Origin of the sequence: Gracilimonas tropica DSM 19535 (assembly GCF_000375425.1) — a bacterium.
Taxonomy (GTDB): Bacteria; Bacteroidota; Rhodothermia; order Balneolales; family Balneolaceae; genus Gracilimonas; species Gracilimonas tropica.
Window position 1 is genome coordinate 57,207 of record NZ_AQXG01000008.1, and the last position, 17,668, is coordinate 74,874.

The following is a 17,668-nucleotide window of genomic DNA, read 5'->3' on the forward strand; positions in this document are numbered from 1 at the left end:
GGCTATGGAAAATACCGTATCTACCCAAAAAACCGACCTAAAATCTCTCACCAAAGACGAGCTGAATCACTTTTGTCAGGAGCTTGGCTTGCAAAGCTTTCGCGCCGACCAAATTTTCCAATGGCTCTATCAAAAAGGAGTTTCTGATTTCGAGGAAATGACCAATCTCTCTAAAGACTTAAGGGAGAAACTGAGAGAAATGGCCACCATTAACCGTATTCAGCCCGTTCAGCAGCAGGAAAGTAAAGACGGAACCATAAAATTTCTTTTCCAACTGAATGATCCTGAAAAGGAATATAAAGTTGAAGCGGTTCTCATTCCCGACTTTTTCGCTGATGGCGCTGCACGACGGCTGACAGTTTGCGTGTCATCTCAGGTGGGATGTGTATTCGGATGTGCTTTTTGTGCTACCGGGAAAATGGGCCTTTTTCGGAATCTGTCACATGGCGAGATTGTAGATCAGGTTCAATACATCAATGAGCTGGCCGAAGAAAGATATGGCAAGAAAATCACCAACATTGTTTATATGGGGATGGGTGAGCCGTTGCACAACTATAAATCCATTACAAATTCTGCTCATATCATTTCAGATCCGTTAAGTATTGAATTATCCCCAAAACGAATTACGGTTTCTACAGTGGGGCTCACTAAGCAGATCAAAAAACTTGCCGACGACCAGGAACCATTTAACCTGGCGATCTCATTGCATGCTCCAACCGATGAAAAGCGAGACAAGATCATGCCGATCAACAACTCCATGAACCTGGAGAGTCTTGAAGAGGCAGTAAAGCATTACTATAAAATGACGGATCGCCCGATCACATATGAATATTTACTATTTGACAACTTCAATGATACTCCGCAAGATGCCCGGGACCTTGCCAAGATCGTAAAATGGGTTCCAAGCAAAGTAAATATCATCATGTATAATAATGTGGCCGGTGTAGAGCTTAAACGAGCCCGCGAAGAACGTCTTGATAACTTTATGCGGGAACTCATTAAAAATGATGTGCGTGCGACCGTCAGGAGAAGTCGCGGAGATGATATTGATGCGGGTTGCGGTCAGTTGGCGATTCGGGAAGGAGCGCCTAAAGGAAAGACTATTGCTAAAGATTAGTTTGGGGGTCAGAAAATTCGTTCCAACGCAGAGCGTCTGGAACGAGTGTAAAGGTAAGACGATGGCGAAGTAGTAAGCAGCATTACAGAGGTAAAAAGTCAGAATTCAAAATTCTGACTCCTGTATTCTGATTCCTTTTCTCCCTAATCAATCAGGTTAAACACGCGTTCGAAGCGGGGAACCATTCCATCCATAGAAAACCAGACAATCACCGCTTTTCCGATCACATGGTCTTTGGGTACAAATCCCCAAAAACGTGAATCCTGGCTGTTATCGCGATTATCCCCCATTGCAAAATAATAATCTTGCTGAATGGTATAAGTATCCGTTTCCTCTCCATTGATCATGATAAGGCCGTTCTCACGACTGAGATCGTTACGCTCATACCGCTCGATAATGTCTTTGTACACAAACCAATTTTCATCGGTAAGCTGAATCTCCTGACCTTTAAAGGGCACCACAATCTCCGGCATCTGATCAGGATTGGTGAAAGCTCTTGAAAAACTCCCTTCACTTTGAATATATCCCCTTTCAGCTACCCCCTCAGGAGTCACATTCATGTATAATGTATCCACCTCAGCCCAAGCGCTTACTTTACCGGCTACATCTTCGGTCATATTTACAATGTATGTGTCTTGATTGGTATATCCGATCAATTCTCCACCCACCGATTCCATCTTAGCATTGCTCAATCGGACGCGGTTTGCCATCTTGATCACATAATGTCTTTGAAGTCCTTCATGATCGGCTTCCGGTTTGCCATCAATATACAGGATCTTATCCCTGATCGATATGGTATCACCGGGAATGGCTACTGCACGCTTTATGTAGTTGGTCTTTTGGGAGGTAGGTTTCACTTCCCAAGGCACATTGAATACGAAAATATCATTACGCTCAACATCCCGAAGTCCGGGGAGCCTTGTCCACGGGAGTTGAACTCCCGGTAAGCACCACCCCTGAAGGAAAGGAACACAAACACCCATTGGAGTACGCGGGCCATAAGTGATATTGGATACGATCAGGAGGTCGCCCGTCATCAGGGTTTTTTCCATGGACGGCGTTGGAATTTTATATGATCCAAAAAGAAATGCTCTTAAAATTGCAGCCGCTATAAAAGCAAAAACGATGGCATCGATCCACTCGCGCAGCCACGACTTAGCTTTTTTATTTTCCTCTTCCTTCTTTTCCTTCCGTTTTTTCCAATAGGAGCTTAATCCCGTGTCTTCCGACGTATTTTTATCTTCCAATGTTGATACTATTTAGTTTTGATATGCGAGGGCTGCTTTATTTCTTCCTTTTTATACTCTCCAGCCTCATAAGCCACTCGAAACCATTGTCCTCGCTCGGGAGAGTAAAAGTAATCTACGTATTCTTTTGGAGAAGCACTCCTTAATTCTTTTGTTAGTGTACGCTTCACTTCCGGCATCAAATCTACATATCGGCTGGCTCCAACATATACCAATCCGTCCTCAAAAGGCCCTTCCAGATCCAGTACCATCATAGGGATATAGCCATCAATAATGAACCAATATTCAAACTGAATGGACTTCCCATCCCTCAGGTAACCATCCTTTTCGATGATATCTTCTACGGTTTGCGTGGGGTCTCCATACACATCTTGCAGTACGGCTCTTATCTCGATAGATGGCATCCGGTCCAGCTCATTGTAGCGAAATCCTTGACCGGTCCATTTTATATTGGAAAACTGAGCCTGAAAAGCGGCCCGGGCTTCTTTTGTATTCTCGACTTTTTTGATCTCAGGTTCTTCGAACTGCGCTTGTGCAGCCGTTGAGATCATCACCATAAAGATGAAAAAAAGTAATACTCGTTTCACTAAGTTCTGCATAGGGTTTTTTATTTTTTAACGATCTTCTTCATCCATCGAAAGTACAGCCAGGAATGCCTCCTGTGGAATCTCAACTGTACCAACTTGTTTCATTCGTTTCTTTCCTTCTTTCTGTTTTTCAAGCAGTTTTCGTTTTCGGGAGATATCGCCGCCATAACATTTTGCGGTAACGTCTTTTCGCATAGCGCGTACGGTGTCTCGTGCAATAACCCTGCTTCCGATGGCTGCCTGTACAGCTACTTCAAACTGTTGCTGAGGAATAAGTTCCTTCAATTTTGCACAAACTTTGCGTCCCAGGTAATAAGCTTTATCTCTGTGCGAAATACTTGAGAGTGCATCCACCTGGTCACCATTAAGTAAAATATCCAGACGAACCAGATCACCTTTTCTGAATTCAATGAATTCATAGTCAAGCGAAGCATAACCGCGGGTACCTGACTTCAGGCGGTCATAAAAATCAAATACAACCTCAGCCATCGGTAATTCATACGTAATTTCAACTCTATTATTTTGCATGAAATGCTGATTCACATATACACCGCGACGATCTTGACAGAGCTTCATCACCGGACCAATATAATCGGCCGGCGTAATGATACTTGCCTTGATGTAAGGCTCGTAAATTGCTTCAATATCACCATTATCAGGCATTTGACTGGGGTTATCAACCTGAATGCGCTTGCCCGTTTCCTTTAGTTCAACTTCGTATTGCACGTTAGGAACCGTGGTAATGATATCGATATCAAATTCCCGGTCTAACCGCTCCTGAACGATCTCCATATGGAGCAATCCCAGAAAACCGGCCCTAAATCCAAATCCAAGTGCTTTAGACGTTTCCGGTTCATAGGTGAGCGAGGCATCGTTGAGTTGCAGCTTTTCAAGTGCACCCCGGAGATCTTCAAAGTCGTCAGCATCAGTTGGGAAAAGCCCGCTAAAAACCATCGGCTTTGCTTCCTGATAGCCTGGAATTGCTGTTTCAGCCGGATTATTTACTTTCGTGATCGTATCACCAACACGGACATCTTGCAGAGATTTCACACTCCCGATCACATAGCCCACTTCCCCGGCACGAAGTTCTCCCGTTGGCTCTTGCTTCATCTTCAGGTAACCGATCTCTTCTGCGTTATATTCTTTTTTATTAGCCATGAATTTGAAGAGATCTCCTTTTTTCAACACTCCTTCCATCACCCGTACATAAGCAATGGAACCTCGGTAAGTGTTAAAAATGGAATCAAAAATAAGCGCCCTGAGAGGTTTATCTTCTTCCCTTTTAGGCCCGGGGACCCGGTCAACAATAGCTTCAAGCAATTCCTCAACCCCTTCTCCTGTCTTTCCTGATACATGCAGGATTTCTTCAAAATCACATCCTATTAAGTCTACAACTTGCTGTCCTACCCCTTCAGGATCAGCGCCGGGAAGATCGATCTTATTTAAAACAGGAATGATCTCCAGGTTTTGATCGATTGCTTGATACAGATTTGAGATAGTTTGAGCCTCAATGCCCTGAGCGGCATCCACCACTAAAATAGCGCCTTCGCAAGCTTTAAGGGCACGTGATACCTCGTACGCAAAATCAACGTGACCAGGGGTATCGATCAGATTGAAAATATATTTTTCCCCATTCGGGCGCTTATAATCCATGCGAATGGCATGGCTCTTGATCGTGATCCCTCGCTCTCGCTCAAGATCCATATCGTCCAGGATCTGCTCCTGCATTTCACGTTCACTGATAGAGCCGGTCTTTTGAAGCAGGCGGTCTGCCAGTGTAGATTTCCCATGGTCAATATGGGCAATGATGCAAAAATTTCGAATGTTATTCATGAATTGAATAGGATGTGGTGCGTCTCACTTAAAAAAATAAAGATACAAAGAAGGCGGGAGCTGTTAAAATGTATGCCTTGGGAATTTTGATTGTTGATTTATGATATGGGAGTGAACGAACATATTCCCAATAAATTTTTATCTGCGCAACGCTATTCACCAATGTGTTTATGAGTCCCTTTGCTATGACGTTTACGAAGTTTTTTGATCACTTTGTGAAGCGGAATTTCTTTTTCGGCCAACAGCAGCATGAGGTGAAAAATGAGGTCAGCAGCCTCTCCGATAGTTTCTTTGTCTTTTTTGTTTTTAGATGCGATCACGGTTTCAACGGCTTCTTCCCCAACCTTTTGAGCGATCTTATCCAACCCTTTCTTATACATAGAAGTAGTATACGAACCGTCAGGCATTTCTTCTTTTCGGTCGTATAACAGTTCCTCGAGTTCAATAAGAAATTCAAAATCTTTTTGTGTGATCGTCTTGATATCAGCCATATCTAAAATATTTGATGCAATTTTTTGCGGGTGTGAAGTTCTGCTTTTTATGGCACTCAAACAATGTGTTATTCGAAATTTAACATTGCCAGGTAATTCCAACCTTTTCTCATTCTCGTTCCGAACCACCGGTTCCGATAGCCGCAAAGAATATAATAGCCCAACTTCCGATGGACTATTTCTCCATATAGATAATCGGGCGGAGGTTTTTATTATTTGGATACTTAACTCCAAAAAAATCATTACTTGATCCAACATCTCGCACCCTCCGTTAGCCACATAATTTGATTATGTAGCGAACACCTCCCTCAAAGGAGGACTCTTTGAACATCGAACAGAAGAACACTTAATCACAAATGTTGAAGTGAAAAAATCGCTTCACGATTCAATATTCTACAGCAGGTTTCTCTAAGCTACCACAAACCTTTATGTCCACTTCAAGAAGTCTCCCCTCAAGGGGAGATCAATTCAAAAAAGGAACAGCTTTTTTGAATTTCGTAGGGTGTTGGCGCCATAGCATCAATATCTTCACCGAATCCTTCCTCCTTCAATGTTCGATGTTCCTTGTTGGATGTTCTACTCATACCCGGTCATCTCGATAAAACCGTTGCCGCCGATTTCCTCTCCGTCCATTTGGCCGGAAACCGAAAGGGTGCCTTCAAAATATCGTACGGAAACATCCATCTCCTGATCCGGGAACAGGGTGGCCAGATCAAGTTCAAGATTATATTTTGGTATTTGAAGCGTCCATTTTGATGGGTAACTGGCTCCGCTGTGAGGACTTTCCCAACGATCCAAAACATCCAAATTCACTTCCTCTGGAGAGATATTGACTTTATTTCCATCCGGATCAACAAGAGAACCCACGGTAAATTCACTCACTGAGCCATCTGCATTTCGGAGCTGATAATACATCAGGTCGTAGCCGTTGGAGAGCTGAATGGAGAACCAATCCCAGCCTTCCTGCTCACGATCCAGCGCCGAAGTACTCCATTCGTGGTCCATCCAGCTTGAGCCACTCACTTCCAGTTTTTCTTTGTTTATAGTGATGGAGCCTTCTGCATCCATACGGGTGAAGGCCAGGTAATAGGATGCATTTCCTTCTTCCTCTCCTTTTTTATCGTATCCATTTTCCCCTTGAAGCACCAACGGTTTGGCAGGTGTAACGGTGAGATCGATCGCCGTGCCATTTTCCATTTTTGCTTTTAGTTGAACCGGGAAATTTTTGTCGTCAGTTTCTTCAGGATCAACCCGAAGAATTTCCCAGTCTTCCAGCCAAATGCGATAGGGATCCACTTGAGCACCGGCTAAACCTGCGGCACCGCGACTGTATCGCTCTTCAAAAACATGGTTTTCATTTTGGACGTCCGAAATCGCAAAGTGCCCCAGATATAACTGATCGGTATTCCATCCCTTATAAAAAGGCTGACTTGGATTGAGACTGTCCGGCGGATTCAGCTGGCTTCGAAAAATGGTGAATTGATATCCAAAATGACGTCCTTCCTCTGTAAACACATTCCCGGTGTAGTACCACCACTCTGTTCGGAACCCGGGATGCGGACCGTGATCATCCGGAAACACAAATTCACGCGGACCTGTAGCACGAAGATAACCTTCTTCATCCCCGCCGCCCATCGCTTCAGCTACGGATATGGAAGCGGTGATTTCTTCCTCGCCCCCGGAATTCATCCATACGATTCCAGCCACCAAGATTATCGCGAATATGCTCCAATATATTTTTTTCATTTTGCCACTAATTATTTAATCCTAAAACTCGTTTTTTGACTCTTAACCAAGCTCCAGCTTGGTTACGCATTCCAGGAAGCTCCTGCTTCCTACTTGTCAGCTTTGGGGATATTTTGTCCAACCTCCGATCTACATTTTTCCTAAAAAACCAATCGGGCGGAAGGTTTTCTATTTGGATATCTTACCCCGGGATAAATTCCGGGGCTATTCATATTTCATCCCTATCGGGATTTCTTTCTTAATTCAATATTTGGGTGTTCCTTGTTCGATGTTCCTTGTTGGATGTCCTTTCTATTCATTTCTCAAAGCATCCGCAGGGTTTGCTTCGGACATTTTTTTGGAGGGATAAATTCCCGCCAAAAGTGCTGCTATGATCGCCAATGCAACGGCCTGAATCAGTACTTCCGGGGTGATCATAAATTGCAACGTCCAGCCGAAGGAGCGCAAATTTATTACATATACCAAAATGTAGGCCATCAAAATTCCCAGGGGGACGGACAAAATTCCGGCCATTACACCCATCACTCCGGTTTGGGAGATCACGTAATTCCAAAGCTGACCAGGGGTCATTCCGTTTGCCCTGAGCACCGCTAATTCACGGGCTCGTTCTAACTGAAGAGCCATCAATGCGCTCAACACGCCCATAAATGCAACTAAAATCGCCAGCATTCTGAGTACAATCGTTACCGTAAAGGTCCGGTCAAAAATCTCGATGGAAGCTTCTCGCAGTCCTCGGTTCGAACGGATAAAAACTTCCTGCATTCCCGATACACGCTCCCTGAGTTGTTCTACCAAGGCCTCTACCTCCACTCCTTCTTCAGCATAAAGTGCTAACCCAGATACAGCATCGTCATCAAAAAATTGATTATAGATTTTTCTGCTGATGGTCACCGTTCCAATATCGGAAGCATAATCAAAGTTAATGGCCTGAATTACGAACGGCTGATTTCCGGCATCGGTATCAATAAAAAGAGTGTCTCCCAGCCCAACATCATTCCTATAGGCATACACCTCAGAAACCATCACAAGATCTTCCTGAGTATATCTTTGCCAAAAATTGGGTCCGCTTTCCTTCAGTTGAAAAGCGTCCTTAGCCGCGGCTCCCTGATCGATGGCTACCAGATTGTCGGTTCCATAATTGGTTCTTACATCCACGCTTCGAACCGTGCTTGCTTCGGCTACGCCTTCGGTTTCTTTGAGGATTTGCACCAAATTCAGCTCCAGAGTGGCATCGGCTTGTCGGGTTACGGAGCTTGGGGGTTGAATGTACACATCGGCTTGCAACTGCGCCTCCAGCCAGGAAACGACCGTAGTGCGGAAACTGTCCACCATCACCCCAACACCTACGGTAGCCGCGATTGCGACCGCCAAAGCTGCGATTGCAACCGATGTTCGGCTCAATTCCGTGACCACTCCCCGAACCGACATCTTCCCGATCAATCCGTTTATGGCTCCCAGCAAAGGACGGAATAATTTTGCCATTCCTACAATAAACAGCGGAGTGATGAGCGCAAATCCCACGATCATAAATAAAAGTGAAGAATATCCCGCTGCAATTCCACCGTTTGGAATAAGCAGAATTCCCACTCCGGCTAATCCGCCGAGGATGCCATATCCGGCCAATGGTAAAATTCTTGAAGTGATCTTTGATTCATTGGAAGATCGTTTTAGCACCGTGGTGACTTCAGCTTGTGAAGCCTCGCGCGCCGGCCAAAATGCGGCTATTAACGTGGCTCCAATTCCCAAAACGATTCCCTTCAACAGCGGAAAAACACCGATAGATAATTCCTGAACCGACAGCACAAAGTATAGATCGTTGATAGATTGAGTGACCAATTTCACTAAGCCTTGTGCAAGTATGATTCCGGCAACAATTCCGATCACGGTTCCCAATGCACCGATCAAGAGTGCTTCTTTCAGCACGGTAAATAAGATCTCATTTTTGGTAACGCCCAACGCTCTTAGTCTCCCGATCAACGGACGGCGCTGTACCACGGAAAAGGTCATGGTATTATAAATCAGGAACATCCCGACCAACAGTGCCAGCATACTTAAAGCTTGCAAGTTGAACTCGAAAGCGCGGGTCATTTGTTCGACGGTTTCTGTGCGGGAATCGGACCGGATGATTTCTGCTCCCTCCGGCAACAATGGTTTTATTTCGGCTTGAACCGATTCTGAATTTTCGGGAAGGATGAGGTCGATGCGGGTGAGCTCTCCTTGCATATCGAACAGTCGCTGAGCGGTGCTGACATCCACCAATAAAATACTTTCCAGGGCTTGTTGACTGCGGTCATCGCTGGCTTCGATAATTCCGATAAGTCGAATCTGAAACCCTCTTCCACCTACCGAAATTTGTAATGTATCTCCAATCTCAGCCTGAATTTCTTCTGCTACAGAGGCCGCTACCAATCCGGAATTCTCACCGTTTATAAATTCTGAAAGTTCAATTCCTGCCCGTTGGCTTGCGTAATCCCGAAATGGTTCCTCGGCGATAGGATCAACCCCAAGCACCTGAAACGTTCGGTTCAGACCATCGACCCGGGCATAACCCTCCACCACGGGGGCTGAATTTCTGAAGCCTGATTCCACCCGCAGATCCCGGTAAACCGATTCGTCCAGGTTTTCCCCTGCGCCTCGAATTTGATGCGTTGCTTTGCCGGTCACAGCTTCGGTTGAGAGTTGAAAAGCTTTCTCGGCACTGGAATTTGAGAGATCAATAGAAACAACAACGGCAACGCCGAGTGCAACGCCCAAAATGGAAAGCGCAAAATGCCAGGGATGTTTTTTCAGGAATCGCAGGCTGGACAGCCACAATAAATTGGAAGAGTTTGAAGCCATTATTTTGCGAATTCGGCCGGTTCTACCTGTTCTAATTTTCCGCCCCGAAGTTCTACCACGCGATCTGCAATCTCACAAATATCACGATCGTGCGTAGCTAAAATAATGGTACGGCCATTTTCCCTGACTGATTTGTTCAGTATATCAAGAATGGTTTTGCCGGTTTCGTAATCAAGGTTACCAGTGGGTTCATCGGCCAGAATCAGCATGGGTTCGTGAGCTAATGCCCGTGCAATAGCTACCCGCTGTTGCTCTCCCCCGGAGAGTCGATCCGGATAGCTGTCTCCGCGATCACCGAGTCCCACTTCATCCAAAAACTGTTGGGCTTTTTTTTCTGCAGATGCGTCGGAATCTCCCTTTAATTTTAGTGGGAGGAGCACATTTTCGAGCGCAGTCAAAGTGGATATCAAATTGAATGATTGAAAGATGAAGCCAATATTTTTTCTTCGGAATAGCGTTCTGGAATTTTCATCCATTCCGGCCAGATTGGTACCACCAATTACGACTTGACCGGAATCCGGTTTATCGATGCCGCTTACCAAATTCAGCAAGGTGCTTTTGCCTGAGCCTGAGCGTCCGAGCAGCACGATCATCTCTCCTTCCTTAACCGAGAGTTCCAGGTCGTCTAAGACAGAACGGGATTTTGTTCCCTCCTGATAGCTTTTAGTGAGTTTGTTGAGCTGAATATGTGCGTTTTCTTTCATTCTGATGATTTGGTCATTATTGCTACGACCAAACATCAACAACCCGGTATTTGTTCCTTATAAGTTGCTCCATTGGGAAACAAAAATTTCCCCATAAAAAAAGGCGTCTGAATAAATCAGACGCCTTAAACCGGAAGATCAATTGATCATTTCACCAACATCATTTTTTGGGTCTTTTCAAAATTGGCTGCACGCAGTCGATAGATATACATACCACTTGGCAGCCCTTTTGCATCAAATACGACGCTATGGCTTCCTGCAGCTTGTTTCTTGTTTACCAGTTTTGCCACTTCCTGCCCCAATGTATTGAATACGGTAAGTTGAACTTGTGATGCCTCAGGGAGAGCATATTTAATATTCGTAGTTGGGTTGAATGGATTCGGGTAATTGTGATGGAGCTTGAACTCTTCGGGTACACCGGGTTCTTCCGTGATCTCCGTTGATTCCACCATGTCTACGCCTACGGTTACCGTCGTTTCACCGCCGTCTTCATCCGTAACTTTAATATCAAGAGTCGCGGAACCATCAAAACCCTTATTTGGACTTAAGGTCAGGTTTCTGCCATCAAAGTCTATATTTATTCCGGAGGTATCCACGCTAAAGCTGTACGTTAAGGCTGAATCCGGGGATTCCACATCGCCGGTGCGTGCATACATATCGGCAGTAAAGGAGCCCTCAAATGCTATCTTTATGTTATTCTCAAAACCGGCCAGCTCAGGCAGATCATTGACAGAAGTCACATTTACGATCAGCTTTTGAGATACCGTTGTAGCACCATCCGAAGCCTGAACTTCCAAAGTATCCGTTCCAAATATGTTATCCAGTGATTGAAACACCAGGCTGGTATCTTGCTGAACCTCAGCTTCCACTATGTGGCATGGTACCTTTATGGAGTAGGAAAGCACCGGGTTATCGTCATCCTGAAAAACCGTATCTAAATCTGCTACAGTCAATGTTCCAAAATCTTCTTCGATGGTAACTTCCTGAATTGGGTTCTCGATTACCGGCTGACTGCTTAGTGCGTTCGAATTAATAAAAGTAGCATCACCTTGTAACTCTCCACTCATTGCCCTTGTAGCAGAGCTGTGAGTGAGGCTTGAACCGAGATCTTCATCAAACCTCAAATAGGTGATCAACCCATCCTGAGAACCGTTGAGCATCTTATAATAATTATCGTCGATTTCAGATTCTGTTCTGGTCACATTCCAGATCCGGATCTCGTCCATTGCTCCGCTGAAGAAGTTTGCATCAAGAGCATTCGGGGCTCCTAATAACAACGGTTGTCCATTCGAACCAATCGATCGGGTCTCACTGTCTGTACCATCCAGTTGACCGTTTATATAGATCTTAAGGTCTGTACCGTCATAAGTGGCAGCGATATGCGTCCACTGATTGGCCGGAATACTTGATCCGCTAACCACTCTTGGGCCGCTATTGTTGATGTCCCCAATGGTAAATGAAGCCGTAACAGCATCACCGGCCCCTTCCAACCTGAGCATGTATCCGCCACCGGTTGAACCTTTTTGCAGAATGATAGCATTTTCATCACTGTTGCCATCGTGATTCACCCAGGCTTCCACTGTCATTGAGTGGTCATAATTTTGGTAAAGCTGTTCGTATCCGTCAAGAGAATTTCTGCTGTCAAAACGCACATAATCCAGCTCTCCATCCAGTTCCAGGGCATGTCCTGCTCTGTAAGACGAGACTCTTGCCGGAGCAATGTAGCTCAGATCACTTTCCTGACCTTCAGCATTTATCACAGTAGCTTCGTAAAAGTAAGAATTTTCAGCTTGCACATCGGCATCACTGTAAGAAGAGGTTGAAGACAGCGTAGCGATCTCCGTACGATCACTTCCGTCCTGAGTTGTAGAGCGGTACAATTTATACTGGGCTGCTGCTGCACCATCCCGGTTCTCTACACTCACATTAACCAAACTGCCCGATGCTTCGGTAAAACGGTAAGGTGCCACCGGAAAAACTCCTGAAGCTTGAATACCAATATCTCCATTTACGGGAATCAACTCCATATCGGTGTGATATGTATCCGAACTTCTAACAATACTATTTCCTGTATCATCGAATTTATAGTATAACTCAAGTCCTACTTCGTTCCCGGTATAAGGACTGTTGAAATGATCTTCGATATCCTGCCGGGGAAGAGCTACACTCCAAATTCCCAATTCATCGATCTGCCCGCTGTAAAAATAGCTTGATGCTGCTGCGTCTGCCCCTATGAACAGATCAAGATCGTTATTTCCAATAGTTCGTGTTTCAGTGTTGGTTGCATCCAGTTTTCCATTCACATAAACCTTTAGGTCCGTTCCATCATAAGTTCCTGCGACATGGGTCCATTGATGCGCCGGTATACTGGAATTAGAAATAATCGTAGGTCCTCCGTTATTCACATCCCCGATCGCAAAAGCAAGCCGGGGAGCCTGGCCTTTTCCGTCAAATCGCAGAACATAACCTCCATCGGTTGAGCCCTTGGCCATGATAACAGCATTTTCATCACTCTGTCCATCATGTTTTATCCAGGCATGAACGGTGATCCCGGTTCCGGTGATATCCAACGATGGTCGTTCTGACACGGCCCCATAAGCATTTTTGGACAGATGTAAACTTGCTCCTCCAAACTGACTGTAAGGAGTTGCATTAACATTTCTTGAAAAATCACTTTCATTACCTGACCCATTTACCGTCGTAACTTCATAATAATAGGTGACTCCGTTATCTACATCCGTATCCGTAAAACTACTTACCGTTGAAGCTGCCGTTGCAACGCTTGTGCGGTCAATTCCATCCGGTTGTGTGGAACGGTAGATCTCGAATGATGCGGCATCATTTTCGTTATTAGGCCCCAATCTCTCATCCCAGGTTAATTCTACCTGACCGTTCTTATTTTGAATATACACTTCCGGAGCAATCGGTACAGCTCCCGGAGTTACCACCGTTGCATCTCCAACCATAGATAAGCCGCTGGATCCGGCCATATCATTTACGGTGCTGCTTGTTACATCATCAAAGTCATAAAAAGCGATCAATCCGGCTTCACTGCCCGTTAATTTTTCAAGATAACTGTCAGCAATTTCAAAAGCCGATCTTGTGGTATTCCAAATGCGTACTCCATCCATTTGACCACTCAAAAAATTTGTGGATAAAGAAGCATCCGTCCCCAAGGTGAGGTTATTACTATTTGAACCGATGCTGCGTGTTTCCGTGTCGGTAGCATCCAATTCGCCATCAATATATATCTTCAGAAATTGACCGTCATAGGTAGCTGCCACATGGGTCCATCGATTGGCAGGAAGTCCACTTTCTGAAATAACCTGAGGCCCTCCATTATTGAGGTCACCGATCACAAACCGTAAATAGGTTTCATCACCTTCCCCAATTAGTTGAAGGCGGTAACCACTACCATTCACCCCTTTGTTAATAATGAAGGCATCCTGCACACTGTTGCCATCATGCTTAACCCACGCTTCCAGGGTAATGTTGTAACCGCTGATATCCAGGGCTGCATTATGAGCTGCCGTTGCATAATCTCCGTTTCCATCCAGACTTAAAGCAGCTCGCTGAGCCATCACCTGAAAGGAGACAAATGTCATCAGCAACACCATCATGGCTCTCTTCGTCCATGGCTGTATTTTTTTTCTGAGTACATAGCCCGTACCCTCTTTGTTATTATTTTTTTGTAAAGTATCTGTTTTATTCATTTTAACTTCTCATTTTTATTTCTCAAGGTTTATATATCATCATTTACGAAGTTGAAATGAGAATTAGCTCAGTCTTTAATTTTAAACATCACTTTTTTATTGATGATATCTTCTCTCCTTCCATTTTGAGTAAGAAAAGAAGTGCTGTAACCCCTAACTTTATGCAAAAAAGAATCCATGCAAACTATTCCTGCCATTGACCTTTTAGACGGGCAAGCCGTTCGGCTACATAAAGGTTCTTACGAAGAAGTCACAGTCTACGACCAATCACCGCTTAATCAAGCCCAAAAGTTTAAAGATGCTGGGTTCAATCATATCCATGTGGTAGACCTGAATGGAGCTAAAGAAGGTAAATTTGTGAACCTGCCGCATATTCAGCAGATCATAGATGAGTTGGAAATCTCGGTTCAAACCGGAGGCGGCATTCGGTCTTTTGAGGATGTGGAGATGCTTCTTGATGCAGGACTTTCCAAAGTGATTTGCAGTTCTATGGCTATCAAAAATGAAAAGGACTGGCTTAGGTCTCTGGAACAATATCCCGAAAATATGATTCTGGGAATGGATCTGAAAGATGGCAAAATCGCCTACTCCGGCTGGCTGGAAACGGCTGAAGAATCGGTGGAATCTTTTTTGAGCCGGATGATTGATCGGGGATTACAAGAAGTACTTTGCACCGATATTTCCAAAGACGGCACTTTGGCCGGCCCAAATTTTGAACTCTACAACGACCTCCATAAAAATTTCCCTGAGATCAGATTAATTGCTTCCGGCGGGGTTTCTTCTTTGGAAGATCTGAACATCTTGAATGAGGCTAACATTGACGCCGTAGTAATTGGAAAGGCCTATTATGAAGGACGAATTTCACTTGAAGAAATGGCTGCTTTTAACGCCTGATGATAAAAGTAGGCCGCACAGCTTGTCCGACTATTATTCTACAGAATTGAATGTACGATATTAAAATCCTTTGTTTTATTGAGATAAATAGATTCCTGTCTTCACAGGAATGACTATATCCTCTCACTCATCTTGTCTTCAAATTAAAAAAGCCGGACAAGCTGTCCGGCTTACTTGTTTCTACGAGATAATCTCAGGTGTTCGGGTTGATCATTTTTCCCATAAAAATTATTGCTCCGGTGCTTTGTTCACGAATTACAAATACAAAGGGACGATTAGCGTAGAATGAAGGCGGAGCAGAATCAACCATACTTACAGACGTTACAGCAGCAGCTTCTGTCCCTTTCTCATCTACAGTAACAAAGGTTTTATGCTTTACCTCACCGATCCACAGTCCGCCTTTTGCATGTATTCCTGTGAAATCAGCACTTGTGTTGAATGGCACCTCCATCCCCATTGACTTAAGCACATCATTCAGCGTGATTTCATATTCCATCTCAAATTTAGGGAGATTGACTATAGTTCTGGAATAGGATAACTGATCAATCCATGAATTAAAGTTATCGTAGGTCAGGTCATTTTCTATAAACTCATTTACGGAGATATTTTCATCGGCAGGCATCACCAATGTCATGCTATACAAGCTGTCTCCATAAGGTAAATCCAGCATATGTACTTCATCAGAGAAATAAGCATTAAATTTTTTATCCTGATTCATCATATCTACGGTCACTTCATCCCCGTTCTCAAGGAAAAAAGAAGCTTCCCTTGTTTTTTCTTCCTCAAAAGGATGTGTCCAATCTCCTTTAAAATAAATCGCATTTATGAGGTACATAAGAACATTTGGAGGGATATTTCCACTAATAATTTTTTCTATTAAACCATTGGTATTATCCTCAACCCACTGATTGATGATTTCTGCAGATTTCGGATCATTAAAATCCAGTTCATCAGCAACTGCATTAAAATAGGTTTCGAGGTCATTGATGAACTCTTCTTCTACCTGAAACCCTTCCCGGCTCCACACCGAATTGGCAATTTCCATATCAACTTTAGAGTCCGCTTCCTTCAACCGCTCGATCAAAAGCTGATACCCTTCGTTTATTTCTTCCATTTCTATCTCCTGGAAAGCAAGTGTCTCACGCATCTGATCAAAAGTTTCTCCCCGGGCACCATTCATCGTCATGCCTAAGGCTATTGAAATACTCAGGGGTGAAATAAAAATATTTTTCTCGCCATCGTAAGCAATAGTATGTTTGAAAATATCAAAACTGAATGAATGCCCGGTCTCAACTAATTTCTTCTCGGCAGTTGTAAGCTCTTTTGGAACATTAATTTTGTCATCCGGACCCGATATATTATCCGTGCAACTCCATAATAAAAAGAACCCGGAAATTATTGTGATAAGCGGAAGTATTCTCTTGTATCTCATGACTTTATAATTTGGTCTGAGAACATATTAATAAAGATTTCTGACAAAGAAAATTGTGAACCTTTCATATGAAATCAAATCAGCATCATTAAACCGAACACTACACATTATTTTATTTATCTTTCCGTTGGATTTATTCCTCATAACGTTATAATTAACTATTTATACAGCAGACTCAGATTTCCGCATGCTCACAACACGCATCATTCCCTGCCTGGATATTAAAAACGGTAGAACCGTTAAAGGCGTAAATTTTGAAGGACTTCGGGATGCCGGCGACCCGGTTGAACTGGCCAAACGCTACAGCGGTGAAGGCGCGGATGAGCTCGTATTTTTAGACATCACAGCTACCCTCGAAAAAAGAAAGACGCTGGTTGAATTGGTGAAGCAAATCGCAGCTGAGATCAATATTCCGTTTACGGTGGGCGGGGGAATCAAAACCGTAGATGAAATTGAAGAACTTTTAAAATCCGGTGCAGATAAAGTATCTCTGAATAGCAGTATCGTCAAGGATCCGGATCTCATCAATCGCGCATCTGATGCATTTGGTGCTCAGGCGATTGTAGCGGCCGTTGACGCGAAACGGAATGGGGATTCCTGGAATGTATATGTAAAAGGCGGAACCGAGGATACGGGTCTTAACGCTTTGGAATGGATGCAGGAAGCAGAACAGCGAGGAGCGGGAGAGATCTTACTCACCAGCATGGACCGCGATGGAACTAAAGCAGGTTTTGATACCGAACTCCTAAAAAAAGTAAACGATCTTGTTCGCATTCCGGTGATTGCCAGTGGCGGCGCAGGCACCATTCAGCACTGCATTGATGCGGTAAAAATTGCAAACGCAGATGCCGTCTTAGCAGCCAGCATCTTCCACTTTAAAGAGATCGAGATCAAAGACCTCAAGCAGAAAATGAGTGAAGCCGGCATTGAAGTGCGCACAAATCACACCCTTTCGGTACAAGAATAATTTTCTTAGAGCTTGACCATTTTATTGGATTTCGAAAAAAATTAATTTTTATATTTATAAACCTAATTTATTTAGGATAAAATTTCTTTCAGCTTGTAA

Annotated in this window: 12 protein-coding genes; 3 read left to right on the forward strand and 9 right to left on the reverse strand. The window is 44.0% G+C overall.

Going from position 1 to position 17,668, the window contains the following annotated elements; all coding sequences use genetic code 11:
• Window positions 1-4 precede the first annotated feature (4 nt).
• A complete protein-coding gene (gene rlmN, locus B151_RS0112540) occupies window positions 5-1,117 on the forward strand; it encodes a dual-specificity RNA methyltransferase RlmN (protein ID WP_020403993.1) in 1,113 nt (370 codons plus the stop codon).
• 143 nt (window positions 1,118-1,260) lie between these two features.
• On the opposite strand, the gene lepB is transcribed toward rlmN, so the two are convergent.
• The 8 genes from lepB to B151_RS19655 all read right to left on the reverse strand — a co-directional run bounded on the left by lepB (window position 1,261) and on the right by B151_RS19655 (window position 14,276).
• Window positions 1,261-2,364 (reverse strand): signal peptidase I, encoded by a 1,104-nt coding sequence (gene lepB, locus B151_RS0112545; protein WP_020403994.1) that lies wholly within the window; start codon window positions 2,362-2,364, stop codon window positions 1,261-1,263.
• An 8-nt stretch (window positions 2,365-2,372) separates the two neighbouring features.
• Window positions 2,373-2,963, reverse strand: coding sequence for a hypothetical protein (locus tag B151_RS0112550; protein WP_020403995.1), 591 nt, complete (start codon window positions 2,961-2,963; stop codon window positions 2,373-2,375).
• Between the two features lie 15 nt (window positions 2,964-2,978).
• Window positions 2,979-4,784, reverse strand: a complete 1,806-nt coding sequence (lepA, locus tag B151_RS0112555) for a translation elongation factor 4 (protein WP_020403996.1) — start codon at window positions 4,782-4,784, stop codon at window positions 2,979-2,981.
• A 152-nt stretch (window positions 4,785-4,936) separates the two neighbouring features.
• Window positions 4,937-5,275, reverse strand: coding sequence for a phosphoribosyl-ATP diphosphatase (gene hisE, locus B151_RS0112560; protein WP_051069754.1), 339 nt, complete (start codon window positions 5,273-5,275; stop codon window positions 4,937-4,939).
• A gap of 576 nt (window positions 5,276-5,851) precedes the next feature.
• Window positions 5,852-7,021, reverse strand: a complete 1,170-nt coding sequence (locus B151_RS0112570; protein WP_020403999.1) for a lipocalin-like domain-containing protein — start codon at window positions 7,019-7,021, stop codon at window positions 5,852-5,854.
• A 291-nt stretch (window positions 7,022-7,312) separates the two neighbouring features.
• Entirely contained in the window at window positions 7,313-9,859 is a 2,547-nt protein-coding gene (locus tag B151_RS0112575) for an FtsX-like permease family protein (RefSeq protein ID WP_020404000.1), read from the reverse strand.
• Window positions 9,859-10,563: an ABC transporter ATP-binding protein gene (locus B151_RS0112580; protein WP_157470987.1), complete on the reverse strand. Its 705-nt coding sequence runs from the start codon at window positions 10,561-10,563 to the stop codon at window positions 9,859-9,861. Before B151_RS0112580 ends, B151_RS0112575 begins: the two co-directional genes overlap by 1 nt.
• A 146-nt stretch (window positions 10,564-10,709) precedes the next feature.
• Entirely contained in the window at window positions 10,710-14,276 is a 3,567-nt protein-coding gene (locus B151_RS19655; protein ID WP_020404002.1) for a LamG-like jellyroll fold domain-containing protein, read from the reverse strand.
• A gap of 177 nt (window positions 14,277-14,453) precedes the next feature.
• Here B151_RS19655 and hisA point away from each other — a divergent pair, with 177 nt between their 5' ends.
• A complete protein-coding gene (gene hisA / locus B151_RS0112595; protein WP_020404004.1) occupies window positions 14,454-15,170 on the forward strand; it encodes a 1-(5-phosphoribosyl)-5-[(5-phosphoribosylamino)methylideneamino]imidazole-4-carboxamide isomerase in 717 nt (238 codons plus the stop codon).
• Between the two features lie 193 nt (window positions 15,171-15,363).
• On the opposite strand, the gene B151_RS0112600 is transcribed toward hisA, so the two are convergent.
• Window positions 15,364-16,602 carry a serpin family protein gene (locus tag B151_RS0112600; protein WP_020404005.1) on the reverse strand — a complete coding sequence of 413 codons (1,239 nt, stop codon included), beginning with the start codon at window positions 16,600-16,602 and terminating at the stop codon, window positions 15,364-15,366.
• 187 nt (window positions 16,603-16,789) lie between these two features.
• Here B151_RS0112600 and hisF point away from each other — a divergent pair, with 187 nt between their 5' ends.
• Window positions 16,790-17,569, forward strand: coding sequence for an imidazole glycerol phosphate synthase subunit HisF (hisF, locus tag B151_RS0112605; RefSeq protein ID WP_020404006.1), 780 nt, complete (start codon window positions 16,790-16,792; stop codon window positions 17,567-17,569).
• Window positions 17,570-17,668: the final 99 nt, after the last annotated feature.